Annotated in this window: 13 protein-coding genes; 9 read left to right on the top strand and 4 right to left on the bottom strand. The window is 66.1% G+C overall.

Annotation, left to right across the window (positions count from 1 at the left end):
* The first annotated feature begins 409 nt into the window (after positions 1 to 409).
* Entirely contained in the window at positions 410 to 568 is a 159-nt protein-coding gene (locus tag J1C47_RS19240) for a DUF3563 family protein (RefSeq protein WP_207352413.1), read from the top strand.
* A 161-nt stretch (positions 569 to 729) separates the two neighbouring features.
* Here the strand turns inward: J1C47_RS19240 and J1C47_RS19235 are convergent, their stop codons facing one another.
* The 3 genes from J1C47_RS19235 to J1C47_RS19225 form a co-directional block, all read right to left on the bottom strand.
* Complete coding sequence (locus J1C47_RS19235; protein ID WP_207352412.1) at positions 730 to 1,797, bottom strand: hypothetical protein; 1,068 nt, start codon at positions 1,795 to 1,797, stop codon at positions 730 to 732.
* A 364-nt stretch (positions 1,798 to 2,161) separates the two neighbouring features.
* Positions 2,162 to 2,959, bottom strand: a complete 798-nt coding sequence (locus J1C47_RS19230; RefSeq protein WP_207352411.1) for a methyltransferase domain-containing protein — start codon at positions 2,957 to 2,959, stop codon at positions 2,162 to 2,164.
* A 36-nt stretch (positions 2,960 to 2,995) separates the two neighbouring features.
* Positions 2,996 to 4,204 carry a tetratricopeptide repeat protein gene (locus J1C47_RS19225; RefSeq protein ID WP_207352410.1) on the bottom strand — a complete coding sequence of 403 codons (1,209 nt, stop codon included), beginning with the start codon at positions 4,202 to 4,204 and terminating at the stop codon, positions 2,996 to 2,998.
* A gap of 625 nt (positions 4,205 to 4,829) precedes the next feature.
* Between J1C47_RS19225 and J1C47_RS19220 the strand changes: the two genes are divergently transcribed.
* The 7 genes from J1C47_RS19220 to J1C47_RS19190 all read left to right on the top strand — a co-directional run bounded on the left by J1C47_RS19220 (position 4,830) and on the right by J1C47_RS19190 (position 12,934).
* Entirely contained in the window at positions 4,830 to 6,461 is a 1,632-nt protein-coding gene (locus J1C47_RS19220; protein WP_207352409.1) for a hypothetical protein, read from the top strand.
* Between the two features lie 233 nt (positions 6,462 to 6,694).
* Positions 6,695 to 8,515, top strand: a complete 1,821-nt coding sequence (locus J1C47_RS19215) for a hypothetical protein (RefSeq protein ID WP_207352408.1) — start codon at positions 6,695 to 6,697, stop codon at positions 8,513 to 8,515.
* A 19-nt stretch (positions 8,516 to 8,534) separates the two neighbouring features.
* Positions 8,535 to 9,314 (top strand): OmpA family protein, encoded by a 780-nt coding sequence (locus tag J1C47_RS19210; RefSeq protein WP_207352407.1) that lies wholly within the window; start codon positions 8,535 to 8,537, stop codon positions 9,312 to 9,314.
* Positions 9,315 to 9,420: 106 nt separating this feature from the next.
* On the top strand, positions 9,421 to 9,846 hold the full coding sequence (locus J1C47_RS19205) for a GlcG/HbpS family heme-binding protein (RefSeq protein WP_207352406.1): 426 nt from the start codon (positions 9,421 to 9,423) through the stop codon (positions 9,844 to 9,846).
* Between the two features lie 251 nt (positions 9,847 to 10,097).
* Positions 10,098 to 10,718 carry a peptide-methionine (S)-S-oxide reductase MsrA gene (msrA, locus tag J1C47_RS19200; RefSeq protein WP_207352405.1) on the top strand — a complete coding sequence of 207 codons (621 nt, stop codon included), beginning with the start codon at positions 10,098 to 10,100 and terminating at the stop codon, positions 10,716 to 10,718.
* Positions 10,719 to 10,989: 271 nt separating this feature from the next.
* A complete protein-coding gene (gene dps, locus J1C47_RS19195; RefSeq protein WP_207352404.1) occupies positions 10,990 to 11,508 on the top strand; it encodes a DNA starvation/stationary phase protection protein Dps in 519 nt (172 codons plus the stop codon).
* Positions 11,509 to 11,623: 115 nt separating this feature from the next.
* Positions 11,624 to 12,934: a cation:proton antiporter gene (locus J1C47_RS19190; protein ID WP_207352403.1), complete on the top strand. Its 1,311-nt coding sequence runs from the start codon at positions 11,624 to 11,626 to the stop codon at positions 12,932 to 12,934.
* A 338-nt stretch (positions 12,935 to 13,272) separates the two neighbouring features.
* On the opposite strand, the gene fsa is transcribed toward J1C47_RS19190, so the two are convergent.
* On the bottom strand, positions 13,273 to 13,926 hold the full coding sequence (gene fsa / locus J1C47_RS19185; RefSeq protein WP_207352402.1) for a fructose-6-phosphate aldolase: 654 nt from the start codon (positions 13,924 to 13,926) through the stop codon (positions 13,273 to 13,275).
* 270 nt (positions 13,927 to 14,196) lie between these two features.
* Between fsa and J1C47_RS19180 the strand changes: the two genes are divergently transcribed.
* The gene (locus J1C47_RS19180) at positions 14,197 to 16,404 is read left to right on the top strand and encodes a primosomal protein N' (RefSeq protein ID WP_425354581.1); all 2,208 of its coding nucleotides are present in this window, start codon (positions 14,197 to 14,199) and stop codon (positions 16,402 to 16,404) included.
* The last annotated feature ends 24 nt before the right edge of the window (positions 16,405 to 16,428 follow it).

The raw sequence follows: 16,428 nt of genomic DNA, 5'->3' as shown, positions 1-16,428 counted from the left end.
CGAACCCTCCGCTGATCGCGAGGTGAATCGGACCACAAACCGGCGGAATTGGGAATCCGAAATCGCAAGAAACCCGGTGTCAAAACCCAGCTTTCCTGCAAAATCGAAACCTTGCCGAAGCCAAAAAGCCAAACCCTATCAAGCCGTTATCGATACTTCACGGATGACGTATTCCTGTCCATACGCACTGTTCTCATGCCGGAAACTTACTCGCCGCAAGGCGGCCTCCGCCGTAGGCGGACGGCGCAGCCCGCGCCGTGAAACGCATCGGCCCGAGGGACTACCCGGAAAGCAAGGGGCGGGCGAGCCGCGCCGCTGCCTTGCAGCCATGCATGGGAGCCTTGCGGCTGCGCCGATTGCTGCGCTGCACAATCGATCCTAGCTTCGTGGCGGACAAAGGAGAAAAGCCATGAAGATCACCGAACGCCTCCGCAGCGCCTTCGCCGCGAACAGCCGCCAGTCGCGCGAGCGCGCCTATCTCGAGCAGTCCGTCTCGATGGCCGACCTCGAGCGCCGCCAGCGCGAGATCGACCGCGGATTGTTCCACGCAACGGCCCGGTTCTCCTGACGGCAACGGCCGCTCGGCTTTTCGCGGGAGTTGCGCGGCCGCGACATCGAGCGAGTCAGGTTTTTACGATACTGAGGCTCGTCCACTCACTCGGAGAGACACTCCCTCTCTGTTTGCTCAAAGGCTCAAATAATAAGGCGGGGACACTGTACCTCAGTCTATCACGCTATCTCTTCGGCAGCGAGCACCGGTTGTTGCCGCAGTCGGCGCAAGCGGATTGATTGGATTGAGAGCCGTCCTTCGATCGCTCCCTCTTTTATATCAAAGATGAAGGATACCGGGCTGCAGGGATCTTCGACGTCGAAGGCTTGGGTAAGTTTCAGCCTTCCCTCGGAAGGTAATTCGAAGTTCAGCCGGGCGCGCACCGCCTTTCCCTCGACGATAGTCCAGACCATCTTATTACCGGAACGGTTGTCATTAATGCCCAATACGACCTCGGTAAGCCAGGAGCCCGGCACGAGGCGGTATTCGGGCCCGCTGATCAGCGTCCGCGCCTTGCCCTGCATCTCGATCTCGTCAGGGAGGAAGTCCTCCCGGTTGCGAGGATCGAACAGGGCTTGAATGGGCCAGGACAGCGTCTTTCTCGCATCCTCGCTGGCCCGTGTGCCGTAGCTACGCCTCAGCGCTTCCATTATCGCCATGTGCTGCGGTGCAAAACTCTTGAGCACCGCCTGCGTATCCGCATAGTCCGAGGCGAAGGCGTCCATTGCCTCGATCATCGATGTGCGTGGGTCGACCGAGCCCAGCTTCATTGATACCGCCACTTTGTCGACAAGCGCTTGGTCGGGCTCGATTCCGAAGAACCACGCCAGCGATTGGATGAAGGGCAGCATCAGCGACTGCGGCATCGGGCAGGGATAGACAACGGCGTTGGTCGTCTCGGCCAGATGGGTCAGCGAGGCGGACGCCATGGTGGCGGAGCAGACTGCCTTTCGAAACGTATGGCGGGGATCGATCATCAACCGTCCCACTGTGTTCGTCAGGTCGTCTTCAAAGAGAACGATTTTGGATTGTGTCCTTTGAAGCAGTCTCGCGATACGCTCGTCGCCAGCCTGGATGAAGGCAACGAGCGTTTCGCTCTTGCGGTCCCTATAGGCGCTATAGAACTGTTCTAGCTTGGAAAACTGCGCCGGCTGAATCGTTCCGTAAGCCGCGCGCGCAATTGCTTGAACCGCTGCAAATCCGAAACGACTGTAAGCCGAATGCGATCCTGATACCAGAAGTAACATTAGCGACACCTTGCATGAATACTGGGATGCATCGTTAGATTGATTAGCGCGTTAGTGATACAGTACTCGAATTGGCACTCCTAGTGCCAAGTGCTCCGGAAAGAGCCAACACTTTTGATCGAGCCCGTACAAGAAGCCTGCCGTAACATGCTGAAACTGAGGCATCCAATAGTCGCACTGCTAAAAATCGTATTTGTCGCTGTTTAGAAAGCCAATTTCCTAATTTTCGGATGCCATCGCCGATCAAGACGTTGAGGGCGCATTCCATAGGCAACGTTTGACGGCCTATCGTTTGACTAAGGGCGCTTCGCAATGATCAAAAAGATTCTTCTCCAGCACAACTGCCGATGTCATATCTCACGCGCTATTTCTCTTTTCGCACGACAAATGCAAAGTGCGACGAAAACATCAGTTTCATCAAGCTGGTGCGAACCTCGTCCATTCCGATCCGCTTTCCGTATCGCTCGAACTCTTGCATCACCATATTGTCGTGCCGCAACTCCATCGATAGGGAGTTCTCGTTAGTCCCACTTGTGACGATCAGCAGGCGGCGGAAAAGAAAAGTGAAAGCGTCGAACCGAGGATATACCTTCTCTAATCGTAGTCCCGCCGCTTCGCTTGCGGTCTTGAGGCCGTAAGGAGTGAAGTTGAACGTGCTGTAGTCGTGCATCTGTTCTAGCTGCGATACGGATCCAACGATGGCCCCTCCCGGCCGCATCACTCGGGCGAGTTCCGAGAACGTAGCCGCAATATCGGTCAAATGCTCGAAGACCTGCATCGAAAAGACAACGTCGAAGCAGTTGTCTTCGGCTGGTATGCATCTCCCGTCATAGAAAGCAATGTCATCTAACCTCTTAGCAGCCGCTCGTGCGCCATCCGACATTCCTTCGGCGTAGTTCAAGCCCGTCCATTGAAAGCCGTGACTTTCGCAGAGCCTACGATAAGCTCCCGTGCCGCAACCAAAATCTAGAAGGGTGGTCGCGCCACGTTTGCTCTCGATCGCTAGCAGATCTTCCGGCCTATGAATGGCCTCACTTGCCTTCGCCACAAGAGGACCGATCTCAATATGAAACGATCCGTCTATGACCAAGTTAATGCCGGAAGCTAAAATTGCCCTAATGGTACAGGCAATAAGCTCGGATGCAGCAATCTCGTTTCTCACACAAGTTACCTTTGGGGTAGTTGTCGTCTTTATAATTTAAAATCCCGGCCGCGTCTTCTTGCCCATCCACTTGTCGGCAAGCGAGCCGATGTCAAGCGCGATCGCTCCCGCCTGCTTGAGGCGCAGCGCGTAGAGCTTGCCGAGAATACCGCCACCGACGAGCACGATCTGGCCGCGCTGGCGGTCGTTCTGAGTGATCAGGCTCATGTTCTTGCGGAAGTATTCCGGAAAGTGGCGGCCGGTGATCGTCGCGTCGCCATGCAGGTGCCGGCGCGAGGGCTCGCCTGGAATGGGGTAATAGTAGACATCCTTCAACCCAAATTCTGTCTTCATGAAGTCGACGATGGCCGGGTGGCACGACATTACGCCGATCCGGGTCTGCGATTTCAACAACTCACGCAGGAAGCCGGAGGATTCCAACTGATAATGGAGCGACTCCGAGTAGAGTGCCGTCTGGCGGGATTTGACCTCTAGTGCGCAACGCAGGGCGTTGAGCGTTCCGGGGACGCCGCGCAGGCTGGCGATCTCGTATTCGTGCCTGATCCAATTGATCGACGGCGCGCCGATAATGTCGGCGGTCCTGGCGAGATGGCGCAGATCGGCGAGAGCGGTGTAGAACCCGTCCTGCTCGGACGCTTGATCGGCGCCGAACCAGACGTTCCAGAATTCCTGCCGGTTGCGTTCGTAAAGAGCGCTATAGCGAACCTCGTCCCGGGTCGACCGATGCAGCCAAGTCCCCTCGCCGTCACCAAAGCGGATCATCGCGAAGGGTGTGCTGTTCTGCACGGCGTTCTGGATCCGCGCGGTGACTTCCTTGATCGGCAGATAGGCGGCACGGGCCTGGTCGGCGAGCGTCTGGGCCTTTTCCAGCGGAAAGTCGATCGCAAAGCGGACGAAATGCGAGGCGAGCCCGATGTTTCGGACCGTTTCGAGTTTTCTCGGTCGCGCCATCTCGAGAACGTCGAGCGCGGCCTGGGTATGGCCGTCGGTCGCGAGATGAAGGGCAAAGGCCATGATCACCCGGGGCTCGGCCGGATCACGCTCGTAAGCGTAGGAAAAGGCCGACAGCGCCTCGGACTTCCGCTTCTCGTTCTGGTAAAGTATTCCCAGCTCGTAACTTGGTTGAAAGTGGTCCGGCATGGCATCCTTTGCCGCGGACAATGCATATTCGGCGCCCCGAAGGTCGCCAGCATTCCTGAGAGTCACGCCTTGTTTGAGTAGTTCGGATGGATCGACTTTGGTCAAGGCCGCTCGCTCGTTCATTCTTCAAAACACCAAATCACCTACCCCTCCCATCGGCGAAGCATTCGTTGCCTTTCGATGCCATCGGCGACCATGGCGAGACGTCCGCGCCTTTCGCGGTATGTCCTTAGTCTCGGCCATCCACCAGTCGAGGTTCCGTTTGTTCGAGAGTCAATCGCTTTCATCTGGTTGCTGCGAAGGGGAATTCGGCCGGTCGAGGCCGCCCCTGCTGCCGCGAAAAGCCATGCAGGCATTTCGATTTGGTCTCAATGATGACAATCGACGCGCCACGTCAAGACGCGAAGTTTCGCGATCGCAGCCGGCCTTGTGCCTGCCGGCGCGTCATTTCCATCGGTCGGCCGAGCTGCTATCTTCCCTCCGGGCAGACGTTGAGGCCGCGAGGTTTCCGCCAAGTGCAGCGTCGGCGTCCGCAGACGTCTCGGTCAGGCCTTCGCCGCAATCGTCCGGGAGGAGGAGCGATCAAATGGGCCTTATGGCAGTTGCCCTTGCGAACCGGCTCCTGCGTCGTAACGCCGGTTCGGCGATGCGTGCGCCGGCGGAGGGTGTCGGGCGGATACGCCCGAGCGCCACTCGGCGAAGCGCGACTTTTATCCTGCTCTCGGGCCTCGTGGCGGGCTCGTATCTCGCGATCGCGAGCGTTTGGACCCCGGCTTCCGCCGCCGAACTCCGCCTGCTGCGCAATGCCTACGGCGCCAGCCGCGAGGAGCCGGTCATCGCGCTGACCGGGACGATCGCCAAGGGCGACGCGGAAAAGCTGGTCGCGCTGGTCGAGACGCTCTGCCGCAGCCGCGAATGCGACGTCCAGAACACCGCCGCGATGCTCACCCTCGACAGCCCCGGCGGCACCTTCACCGAGGGCATCGCCCTTGCCAGGGCCATGCGCGAGAAGAACGTCGCCTCCGTCGTCGAGGCCGGCCATGTCTGCCTCTCGGCCTGCGCGCTCGCCTGGCTCGGCGGGTCGAGCTTCCATGCGACCGGCGGCGTCGGCACCTATGTCGACCGCTTCGTCGAGCCGGGCGCCCGCATCGGCTTCCACTCGCCCTATGTCTCGCCCGCGGCGATCGCCGCTTTGCCGGATGCCGAGCGGCTGGAGACCCAGGCGAGCGGCCTGAGGCTCGGCATCTCGGCCCTCGTCGGCTTCCTCGCCGAATTCAACGTCAATCCGCTGGTCATCGACCGGATCGTCGCCATGGGGCCGGACGCGGTGATGGCGATCGACACGGTGGCCGACGTCGTCGCCTTCGGCGGCGAACTGCCCAAGGTGCCGCTCTCGGCGCTCTCCCTCGATCGCGCGGCGATCACCCGGAACGTCTGCGAGAAGCTGCTGGCGCTGCACTATCGCACCGGCCTCGACGGGGTGGGGGCGCTCGCTTCGAACTTCGGCGAGGCCTCGACCGGCAAGACCAGGGAGGGGGAGGCGTTCCTCGGCTACGACATCGACGACCGGCCCCTGACCCTCGCCTTCTGCGGCGCCACCGCCTCCCAGACGATCCCCTCATCAGACTTCACCGTCTCGCTCGCCCGCATGGCCTGGAAGGAGGACGTCAGCGACACCTACACCGAGCCCTTCACCAGCTTCGTCTTCTCGGCGACCGGCTGGAACCAGGCCGCCTATGACGGCCAGCGCGCCAGCCAGAGCGTCCTCAGGCTGACGCCCATGGTCTCCTGGGTGCTGCCGAAGGACATGAAGATCGCCGATCTGCCGGAGCGGGTGCGGGCGATCATCGAGGCAGACAAGCGGGGCGTCGCGCCGCCGGCAGATCCCGAGCCGCAGGAGGTGGCCGCGACGGGCGATGCGGCAAAGGACCGGCCGGTCGCCGTCGCGGCGAGGGCCGATCCCTTTGCGGCCTTCTCGGCCGACGGGCTGGCGGGCGCGACGCCGCTCATCGAACAGGAAGGCCTCAGGATCTACCGCTTCGGCGATCTCGACGTCGAGCTCGAGGTCGGGCCGGCGGCGCTGCTTGCCGACGAGAAGGCGCGGCGCGGCGCGATCGACCGGCGCCATCTCACCTACGCCAAGGATTTCGCCGGCGCCTTCGTCTATTCGGGCGTCGCCCCCGACCGGCGGTCCGGCTTCTACAATCTCGGGCTCGACGGCGGCGCTACCGCGGCGACGATCCGGATGAAGTTCCTGCTCGGCGCGGACGGACGTGCCTCGCGCGAGGCGCAGGCGCTGATCGGCAGGATCGCCTGCTCGGCAAGGTTCGAGGCGGCGGCGCTGCCTTGCGCAAAGAAGTGAGGCGTCGGCGCCGCAGGGCGGGCGGAGCCGCGCCGGCCGCGGGAAGCCTGGCCGGGCGGCTCGCCTGCAGGACGAAAGGGCGTCTGGCGTTTCCAGTCGCATCGAAAAACCCGCCTGGACGAAGGGACGGCATGACCAGCGTTCGACAATCTGCTTCTCCGGCTGCTTCTCCGGCTGCTTCTCCGGCCGCTTCCCTCACCGCCTTCTGGGGGGTCGGCGGGGCTCGCCTCGCGATGCGTCGTGGCGCGGCTTCGCCGTGTCTCGCCCTTTCGGCGCGGCTGGTACTTGCGGCCCTCATCGCCGTGCCGCTCGGCCTTCGCGCCGGCCCTGCTTCGGCGGCAGGGCGCGACGACGCGGTGAGGCTCGTCGCCAGCGAGTTCGAGCGGGCCTTTGCCGGTTTCTCCTCCAGCAACTGCATCGGGCCGGAGGAGCGCCGGCCCTACGAGGCGACCTTCTACGGCATTCCGGCCGGCGACCCGCATTTCACCGACGGCGACCGCAACCGGATCAACCAGCTCGTGCTCGACGGGCTGCAGGCGCCGAGCAGCGTCCAAAAGAGCGTCAGCGCGGCCGCCAATGCCGGGGCGCTCGCGCCGATCACCGGCCTCGGCACCACCGACCAGAACCAGCTCGCCGCGGCCCTCGACAAGCTCGGCTCGTCGACCTTTCCGAGCGTCCTCAAGGCGAGCCGGCCGGAGCCCGGTGTCGCGCGGCTCGACCTGTCGGTCTTCGCCCGCGGCGGTGCCGGCGCCTATGGCTGCAACCGCAGCATCTCCTTCAACCTGGCGCTCGACACGCTGGAGCCGATGGCCGACACGCGGGGCGCCCGCGACTACGTGACGCTCGACGGCGCCTACCGGCTGGCGCTCGACCAGCTGGCGCCGCGGCTCGGCAATGTCTCCGGCGTCTATCTGAAGCCGTCGGAAACGCCCTCCTGCGCCTATGTCGAGCGGGCGGTCGAGCGCTTCGAGGACGCCTATTACGGCAGCGGCCAGATGGATTTCGCCGCCGGCCGGACGAACCGGACCCTGCCGGATCTCCTCATCGACGCGCCCGGCGCCGACAGCGACGCGGCGACGCTGGAGCTCGCCTTCACGGTTCCCGACCGGCCGGACGACACCTTCGGCATCCTCGCTTCGCTGAGAGCGAAGGGACGGCTGCTGTCGCGCCAGCGCTTCGCGGTGGCGGCGGAATCGGACGAACTCGACGAATGCCGCGCCAGGCCCGAGCCGGTCGTCGAGGTGCCGGGCAAGTCCGACGCCGGCGAGGCGGCGAAGGATGACGCCGCGACGACAAGCACCGCCGATGCGAGCGCCGGAAAGCCTGCCGCGGATGGCGCCGCCGCCGGCGACGGCTCGAGGTCCGCCGTGCCCACGGACGGCGCCGAAGGCGTGCCCTCCACGGGGGCGGGCGCGGGCACCGAGGCGCAGGCGAAAGTGGCCGGGAACAAAGCCTCCGGCGTCTCGACCGACCCGACGCCGGGCGCCGACGGAACCATCCCGACCGTTCCGGTGCCGGTCGCCTCGGTCGACGAACCCGGCGGGACGTCCGATGGCGGCGTGGCAGGCGCCGTCGCTGCGCTGGACGACACGCCGCAGCCGATCACCGTCCCCGACCCGCTTCCGCCGTCCTGCAGCGAGGACGGCGAGATCCTGGACTTTTCGGTCGCGCCCTCGGTCGGCCACACCGGCGACCGCCTGGCCCTCAAGGCCCTGGTGCGCCAGTGCACGCCGGCCTTCTTCGCTTTTGCCTCCGGCAAGGTGACGCCGATCCCGACCAGCGTCTTCGAGACGAGCGCCGAGGGCGGCGACACGACCGCCTACGAGGCTTCGCCGCACACCCGCAAGAAGCTGGTGCTGCAGAAGGAGGATCCGGTGGGGCTGAACAAGATCGTGCTGTTCTGTTCGAAATGCATCGCCGCGCCGACGCAGAAGGACGTCGTCGGCTGGCTGCGCGGCATCCGCGACGAACTCGAGAGCGATCGCCGCTCGTCGACGTCGACGCTGCCGGGCGGCGTCGGCTACGCGTTCGGTTCGGTGGAAAAGGTCAACTGAGGACGGTTGGGAGCAGGAGATGAGAACGCAAGCGATCGATCGGATGTTCGGTATCGGGGGCAGGGGACGACACCTGCCCGGCGCGACGGGGCGCGCGGCGGCCCTTGCGGGGGCCGTCGCCACCGCGTTGTTGCTGGGCGGCGGCGCCGCGATGGCGCAGGGCATGTCGCTCGACAGTTTCGACCTCGATTCCACCGCGCCCTCGGTGTCGAAGGGCCAGGCCGCGGCCAGGCCGTCGGCACAGGGCGGCAGCAAGCTCAGCGACTGCCTCGTCACCGGCGGCTCGGCCTGCTCCGGCAGCGCCTCGAAGTCGTCCAAGTCGTTCTCGCTCGACGATCTCCAGAATCTCGGGGTGATCGAGGAAGAGCCGGAGCCGGTGGCCGTCAGGCAGGCCGCGACCCCGCAGAAAGCGCAGGAAGTTCGCGCGGCGATCGCCGTCGAAAATTCCAAGCCGCTGCCGTCGATCGATATCGAGGTGCTGTTCGCCTACAATAACGACCAGCCGCTCTCGGCGGAATACGGCAAGATCTACGAGCTCGCCACGGCGCTGCAGGACCCGCGGCTCGCCGACAAGCGCTTCGTGCTTCTCGGCCACACCGACGCGGCCGGCAGCGACAACTACAATCTCGACCTGTCGCAGCGGCGCGCCGAATCCCTGGCGGACGCGCTGGTGCGGGCGTCGGGCCTGCCGCGCGACCGCTTCGTGACCTCGGGCCGCGGCGAGCGCGACCTCAAGAACCCCTACGATCCGGACGGCGCGGAAAACCGCCGGGTGCAGATCCTCTTGGTCAACCGCTGAGAAAAGCCGGAGGCGGCCCGCGCCCGGCCGGCCCGCCGGGCGCCCACGAGGATGACGCCGGCGGCACCAGGCCTATCTGCATTGTCTCGAACCAAAAGGAGAGAGAATGCTCACCCTCGACAAGGCTCGCATCATCGTCGCCGAGGCCCTCAAGGCCGGTGCCGCCAAGGGGTTCAAGCCGCTGACCGTGGCGGTGCTCGATGCCGGCGGCGCGCTGGTCGCGCTGGAGCGCTCGGACGGCTCGTCGCGCATGCGCCCCGACATCGCCATCGGCAAGGCGAACGGGGCGATCGGCCTCGGCATGGGCTCGCGGGCGATCCACAAGCGGGCGGAGGAGCAGGCCTATTTCGTCCAGGCGATGAACGCCCTGGCCGGCGGCGTGCTGGTGCCGGTGCCGGGCGGTGTCCTGGTGCGCGGCCAGGGCGGCGCCATCCTCGGTGCGGTCGGCGTGACCGGCGACACCTCCGACAATGACGAGGCGGCAGCGATCGCCGGGATCGAGGCGGCGGGGTTTGCGGCCGACGGCGGCTGATCGGGTCGCGGCGCCGCGTCGGCCGGGCGACGCGACGGGAATGCTGTGTGCATGGCGCGCGCAAGTGATGCGATCACGGGAGAGTTGATGCGTCTCGGGTGAAACCATCGCGCCGGCGCGTGCGAAATCTTCGACGACACAGACGCCCGGAGATGCGCGCCCTCTGGAAAAAGGCGGCGTCGCTCGGGCCAGCAATGCCGTCCGGCCCGCCCGCCGGGGGGGCACGACCAACACCGATCGAGGAGACGGGCATGAAGCGGATAACCCCATGGGCGCTGGCCGGCGCCGCCACCCTGTCGCTCGGCCTCGCCGCGCTGGCCGGGCCGGCGGTCGCGCAGAAGAGCGAGACGGCGATCTTCGCCGGCGGCTGCTTCTGGTGCGTCGAGAGCGACTTCGACCACGTGGCGGGCGTTCTCGACACCACCTCGGGCTATATCGGCGGCAAGGCCCAGAACCCGACCTACTACGACCACGAGGGTTTTCGCGAGGCGGTGCGCATCACCTACGACCCCTCGAAGGTGAGCTACGACAAGCTGCTCGAGGTCTACTGGCATTCCGTCGATCCGACCGATGCGGGCGGCCAGTTCTGCGACCGCGGCCACGCCTATACGACCGCGATCTACGCCACCTCGGCCGCGCAGATGAAAGAGGCCAAGGCCTCCGAGGCGGCGGTGAAGAAGGATCTCGGCCAGGTGGCGACGGAGATCGCCATGGCCCCGACCTTCTGGCCGGCGGAGGGCTATCATCAGGACTACTACAAGAAGAATCCGGTGAAATATCGCTTCTACCGCACCGGCTGCGGCCGCAACGACCGCGTCAAGAGCGTCTGGGGCGACAAGGCCTATATGGGCATCAAGGACGAGATCGGCTGAGCCCGGCCGAACGTCGAGAGGCGCGACGGGCGTCAGGGGCGGCGGACGAGGCCGCCCCGGCCGGTTTCAGGCCGGTCTCGACGGGGCGCGCTTGCGCCATCCTTTCCCGCGCGGCGCAGCCCGCGCATCTCTGTCCGGAACACCGGCCACTCTCTCCGGTCGGCGCCACTGCGCTGGAACCTCCCTCAGACTTACCGGTTATCGCCCCGAATTCTGCGCCCGCCGGCGGCGGGGTGGGCGTTCACGTCTCATCGCATGAAGGGAGCATTCCATGGCCAAGGCCACGAAGACCAACAAGACCGGCGCGAGCAAGCTGCATTCGACCAAGAACCCGATTTCCGAAAACATCCGGGGCTCGATGGTCGAACTCCTCCAGACCCATCTCGCGACGTCCATCGACATCACCTACCAGACCAAGCAGGCGCACTGGAACGTGAAGGGCATGAACTTCATCGCCGTCCACGAACTGTTCGACGACCTGCACGAGGTGGTCGAGGACTATGTCGACAAGATCGCCGAACGGCTGACGGCCCTCGGCGGCCAGGCGCACGGAACCGTCCAGGCGTCGGCCGGAAACACCATTCTCGAGCCCTATCCCCTCGATCTGGTGAAGTCCGAGGATCACCTGAGGCGGCTCGCCGACTCCTATTCGGCCTGGAGCAAGGCCGCGCAGGAAGGCATCGAGGAGGCGTCGGAGGCCGGCGACGCCCTGACCGAGGACCTCTTGACGGAAGTCGCCCGCGGCCTCGACAAGTCGATCTACTTCCTCGAGAGCCATTTCCAGTCCTGATCGCGGACGGGGCGTTCGAAGGCTCTGGCCTTCGGGCCGGTTGCATGTTCTTCAGGAGGGGCGGCGCGGGGCGTCGCCCCTTTTGGTTTTCGACGACCGACGATCGGATCCGCCCATGCTGACCCTCTTCGATCTGGCCGCCCTCCTGCTCGTCCTCGCCGCGACCTTCGGCTATTTCAACAAGCGCTATATCGCCCTGCCGAGCAATGCCGGGCTCCTGATCCTCGGCCTCGTCGGCTCGCTCGTGCTGATCGGGCTGACATGGGCCTTCCCGCATCTCGGTTTTCCGGTCGCGGTCAGGCGGGCCGTCGCCGACATCGACTTCAACCAGACGCTGATGGAGGGGATGCTCGGCTTTCTGCTGTTTGCCGGCGCCCTCCATGTCGACTGGGCAGCGCTGAAATCGCGCAGCCTGTCGGTCGGCCTGATGGCGACCTTCGGCGTCCTGATCTCCACGGCGATCTGCGGCGCCGGCTTCTACTTCCTCGCCGGACAGGTCGGCGTACCGATCGATTTTGCCTGGGCGCTCGTCTTCGGCGCGCTGATCTCACCCACCGATCCGGTGGCTGTGCTCGCGACGCTGAAGGCGATGAGCGGCGTGCCGAAGCGCCTCGAGATCGACATGGCCGGCGAGTCGCTGTTCAACGACGGCGTCGGGGTCGTCGTCTTCACCATCCTCGTCGGGGTCGCAACGGGCTCGTCCGGCGAGCATCTCACCGTGCCGATGGCGCTGCAGCATTTCGTCGTCGAAGCCTTCGGCGGCGCCGTCTTCGGCGCGATGACCGGGTTCCTCGCCTATCGCATGATGCTGAAGATCGACGATTATCCGGTCGAGGTGATGATCTCGATCGCCCTCGTCATGGGAACCTATGCGAGCGCCCACAAGCTCGGCCTTTCCGGCCCGATCGCCGTCGTCGTCGCCGGCCTCTTGATCGGCAATCGCGGCGTCGCCTATGCGATGAGCGACCTCACCCAGCGCTATCTCCACGGCTTCTGGACGCTGGTCGACGACATATTGAACGCCGTCCTGTTCATGCTGATCGGGCTGGAACTGCTCCTCGTCGACTTCACCTGGCAGACCGCGGCCCTCGCGGCGCTGGCGATCCCGCTGGTTTTGTTCGCGCGGTTTCTCGCCGTCTATCTGCCGTTCCAGATCGTGCGGCTGCGCGAGCGCTTCTCCCGCGGCATCGTCGCGGTCCTCAGCTGGGGCGGCGTGCGCGGCGGCATCTCGGTGGCGCTCGCTCTGTCGCTGCCCGAGGGGGCGGCGCGGGACCTGATCGTCACCGCGACCTATGCCGTCGTCATTTTCTCGGTGCTGGTCCAGGGGATGACGCTGGAGCGGCTCGTGCGCCGCGCCGTGCGCCCGGAGGGCGGCGATCCACCGCGTGAGGAGGTGGCGAAGGCGGGTGAGGGCGCGACGGGGTGAAGATTCATAGATGGTCGGGTCTGTGCCGAGGCACCCCCCTCTGTCCTGCCGGACATCTCCCCCGCAAGGGGGGAGATTGGCAGCGTCGCTGCTACCGCTCGTTCCTTCGAACCGAGGCATTTCCGTTTCACGTCGCTGCAGGACTGTGGCGTGGTCGAGAAGGGTCATGCGGTCCGGTGCAAGATCGATCTCCCCCCTTGAGGGGGAGATGCCCGGCAGGGCAGAGGGGGGTACCCAGCCGCTGCCGTATCATTTTTGGCCGACCGCAGCCCTCGAAAAGAGTGGGGCCCGCCCCCTCGACGGCGATCGCGGCCCACGAGCGGAAGCGTGTCGCCTTCTCAGGCGATCGACTGGCCCGTCGCCTTCCAGTCGGCGAGGAACTGGTCGAGCCCCTTGTCGGTCAGCGGGTGCTTGACGAGGGCCTTCAGCGTCGACGGGGGCACCGTGGCGACGTCGGCGCCGATCAGCGCCGCTTCGCGCACGTGGTTGATCGTCCGGATCGAGGCGGCGAGGATCTCGGTGTCGAAGCCGTAATTGTCGTAGATCCGGCGGATGTCGGCGATCAGCTCCATGCCGTCGAGATTGATGTCGTCGAGCCGGCCGATGAACGGCGAGATGAAGGTCGCGCCGGCCTTTGCCGCCATCAGCGCCTGCACCGCCGAGAAGCAGAGCGTGACGTTGACGAGGAAGCCCTCGCCGGTCAGCTCCTTGCAGGCCTTCAGCCCGTCGAGGGTCAGAGGCAGCTTGATGCAGACATTGTCGGCGATGCCGGCGAGGATCTTGCCCTCGCGGATCATCTCGGCGGTTTCGAGCGCCGTCACCTCGGCCGAGACGGGGCCTTCGACGACGTCGCAGATCTCGGCGACGATGTCGCGCATCGGGCGGTTCGCCTTCTTGATCAGCGACGGGTTGGTGGTCACGCCGTCGAGAAGCCCGGCATCGGCCAGTTCGCGGATTTCGGCGACGTCGGCGGTGTCGACAAAGAATTTCATGGGAGTGCCCTTCGCGCGCTTCCGGTTGGGTTGGCCGCGTCCTTATAGGCGACGCGGCGGCCGGCGCCACCATGATCCTCATGTCGCGGTGGCCGGCCGGATGCTTTCTTGCCGGATATAGGACATTTGGTCGCGATCGCGAGGGGTATGCGGCTCGCACGCCTCGCGTACCAGGCGACGGCGCGTTCCGGCGGGGCCGGGGTCGAATGTCGCATTCGATCGGGTAGGTTCGATCGAGGCGCGGCAGCGATTCGCCGGCGCCGCCTTCCTTTGTCGCGCGGAGCCGCCTTGGCCCTCACCGATCAGCTCTTTCCCGAGACCGTCGTGCCCGTCCTCGTGCCGCTGCCGAGCGACAGGCCCTATTCCTATACGGTGCCGGAAGGAATGAGCGTCCGGCCGGGCTCGATCGTCCAGGTGCCGCTCGGGCCGCGGCAGGTGGCCGGGGTGGTCTGGGACGGGCCGACGGACGGCGTCGAGGCGAAGAAGCTTCGCCCGATCACCCACGTCTTCGACTGCCCGCCGCTCGACGAGACGATGCGGCGCTTCGTCGACTGGGTCGCGGAATACACCCTGTCGCCGCCGGGGCTCGTCGTGCGCATGGCGCTGCGGGCGCCCGCCGCCTTCGATCCGGAGCCATGGCTCGAGGGCATCGAGGCGACGGGCGAGGCGCCGGACCGGCTGACGCCGGCGCGCCGGCGGGTCATCGTCGCTGCCGAGGAGGCGCCGGCCTGGTCGAAGAGCGGCCTTGCCCATGCCGCCGGCGTCAGCGCCTCGGTGGTCGACGGCCTCCTCAGGCAGGGCGTCTTCCGCACGGCCCGCTTTCCGCCGCCCCCGGCCGTCGCCGAGCCGGACACGGGGTTCGGGCGCGCTGCGCTCAGCGAGGACCAGGCCAGGGCGGCGGGCGCGCTCGTTTCGGCGGTGGAGGGCGGCGCCTTCGCGCCGATCCTCCTCGAAGGCGCGACCGGTTCGGGCAAGACGGAGGTCTATTTCGAAGCCGTCGCCGCGGCGCTGGATGCCGGCAGGCAGGTGCTGATCCTGCTGCCGGAAATCGCGCTCACCCAGAGCTTCATCGACCGTTTCCACGCCCGCTTCGGGGCGCCGCCGGCCGAGTGGCATTCCGACGTTCCGCCGCGAAAGCGCGAGGCGATCTGGCGGCAGGTGGCGGAGGGGCGGGTCAGGATCGTCGCTGGCGCCAGGTCGTCGCTGTTCCTGCCGTTCAGGGAACTCGGCCTCGTCGTCGTCGACGAGGAGCACGACCCGGCCTACAAGCAGGAGGACCGCACCTTCTATCACGCCCGCGACATGGCGGTGGTGCGGGCCTCGCTCGGCGGCTTTCCGATCGTGCTCGCCTCGGCGACGCCTTCCGTCGAAAGCCGGGTCAACGCCGAGACCGGCCGCTACGCGCATGTCCGGCTGAAGGCGCGGCACGGCGACGCCGCGCTGCCGGAGCTTTCTCTCGTCGACATGCGCCGCCACCCGCCGCTGCGCGGACACTTCGTCTCTCCGGTGCTCAAGACCTCCATCCGCGAGGCCTTCGCGCGGGGCGAACAGGCGCTGCTCTTCCTCAACCGGCGCGGCTATGCGCCGCTGACGCTCTGCCGGGTCTGCGGGCATCGCTTCCAGTGCCGCAACTGTTCGACCTGGCTGGTCGACCACCGCCTCCGGGGCATCCTGCAGTGCCACCACTGCGGCTTCTCGATGCCGCGGCCGGAGGCCTGTCCCGAATGCGGGACGCTCGACCATCTCGTCGCCTGCGGGCCGGGGGTCGAACGCATCGCCGAGGAGATCGTCGAGGATTTTCCCGAGGCCCGCACCATCGTGCTTTCCTCCGACATCGCCGGCGGCCCGCGGCGGCTCAGGCGCGAGCTCGAGGCCGTCGCCGACGGCGAGACGGACATCGTCATCGGCACCCAGCTCGTCGCCAAGGGCCATCACTTCCCGAAGATGACGCTGGTCGGGGCGATCGACGCCGATCTCGGCCTTGCCAATGGCGATCCGCGCGCCGCCGAGCGCACCTTCCAGCTGCTGCATCAGGTCACCGGCCGGGCGGGGCGGACGGGGCTGGCGAGCCGCGGCCTGATCCAGACCTACCAGCCGCAGCATCCGGTGATGCAGGCGCTCGTCGCCGCCGATCCCGAGAGCTTCTACGAAAGCGAGATCGACGAGCGCCGCCGCTCCGGCCTGCCGCCCTTCGGCCGGCTCGCCGCGATCATCGTCTCGGCCGACAGCCGCAAGGATGCCGAGAGCCACGCCCGCGAGATCCGCGCCGCGGCGCCGGAGACGGCGGAGATCGAAATGCTCGGGCCGGCCGAGGCGCCGCTCGCGGTGGTGCGCGGGCGCCATCGCTTCCGCCTTCTCGTCGAGGCGAGCCGCCGCGCCCCGCTGCAGGCCTATCTGCGCGAGACGCTCGCGCGGGCGCCGCGCCCGCGCGGGTCGGTGCAGCTGCAGATCGACGTGGACCCGCAGAGCTTTCTGTGAGACATGCGGTAAACGCATGAGGGG

Source organism: Jiella sonneratiae, assembly GCF_017353515.1.
Lineage (GTDB): Bacteria > Pseudomonadota > Alphaproteobacteria > Rhizobiales > Rhizobiaceae > Jiella > Jiella sonneratiae.
Note: the sequence above shows the minus strand (reverse complement) of the source record. Positions and strands in the feature narration are given on the sequence as shown.

Coding starts and splice junctions, on each gene's coding strand:
- J1C47_RS19210 (WP_207352407.1), top strand. CDS start 8,535: ATGAGAACGCAAGCGATCGATCGGATGTTCGGTATCGGGGGCAGGGGA.
- J1C47_RS19240 (WP_207352413.1), top strand. CDS start 410: ATGAAGATCACCGAACGCCTCCGCAGCGCCTTCGCCGCGAACAGCCGC.
- J1C47_RS19235 (WP_207352412.1), bottom strand. CDS start 1,797: ATGTTACTTCTGGTATCAGGATCGCATTCGGCTTACAGTCGTTTCGGA.
- fsa (WP_207352402.1), bottom strand. CDS start 13,926: ATGAAATTCTTTGTCGACACCGCCGACGTCGCCGAAATCCGCGAACTG.
- dps (WP_207352404.1), top strand. CDS start 10,990: ATGGCCAAGGCCACGAAGACCAACAAGACCGGCGCGAGCAAGCTGCAT.
- J1C47_RS19215 (WP_207352408.1), top strand. CDS start 6,695: ATGCGTCGTGGCGCGGCTTCGCCGTGTCTCGCCCTTTCGGCGCGGCTG.
- msrA (WP_207352405.1), top strand. CDS start 10,098: ATGAAGCGGATAACCCCATGGGCGCTGGCCGGCGCCGCCACCCTGTCG.
- J1C47_RS19205 (WP_207352406.1), top strand. CDS start 9,421: ATGCTCACCCTCGACAAGGCTCGCATCATCGTCGCCGAGGCCCTCAAG.
- J1C47_RS19190 (WP_207352403.1), top strand. CDS start 11,624: ATGCTGACCCTCTTCGATCTGGCCGCCCTCCTGCTCGTCCTCGCCGCG.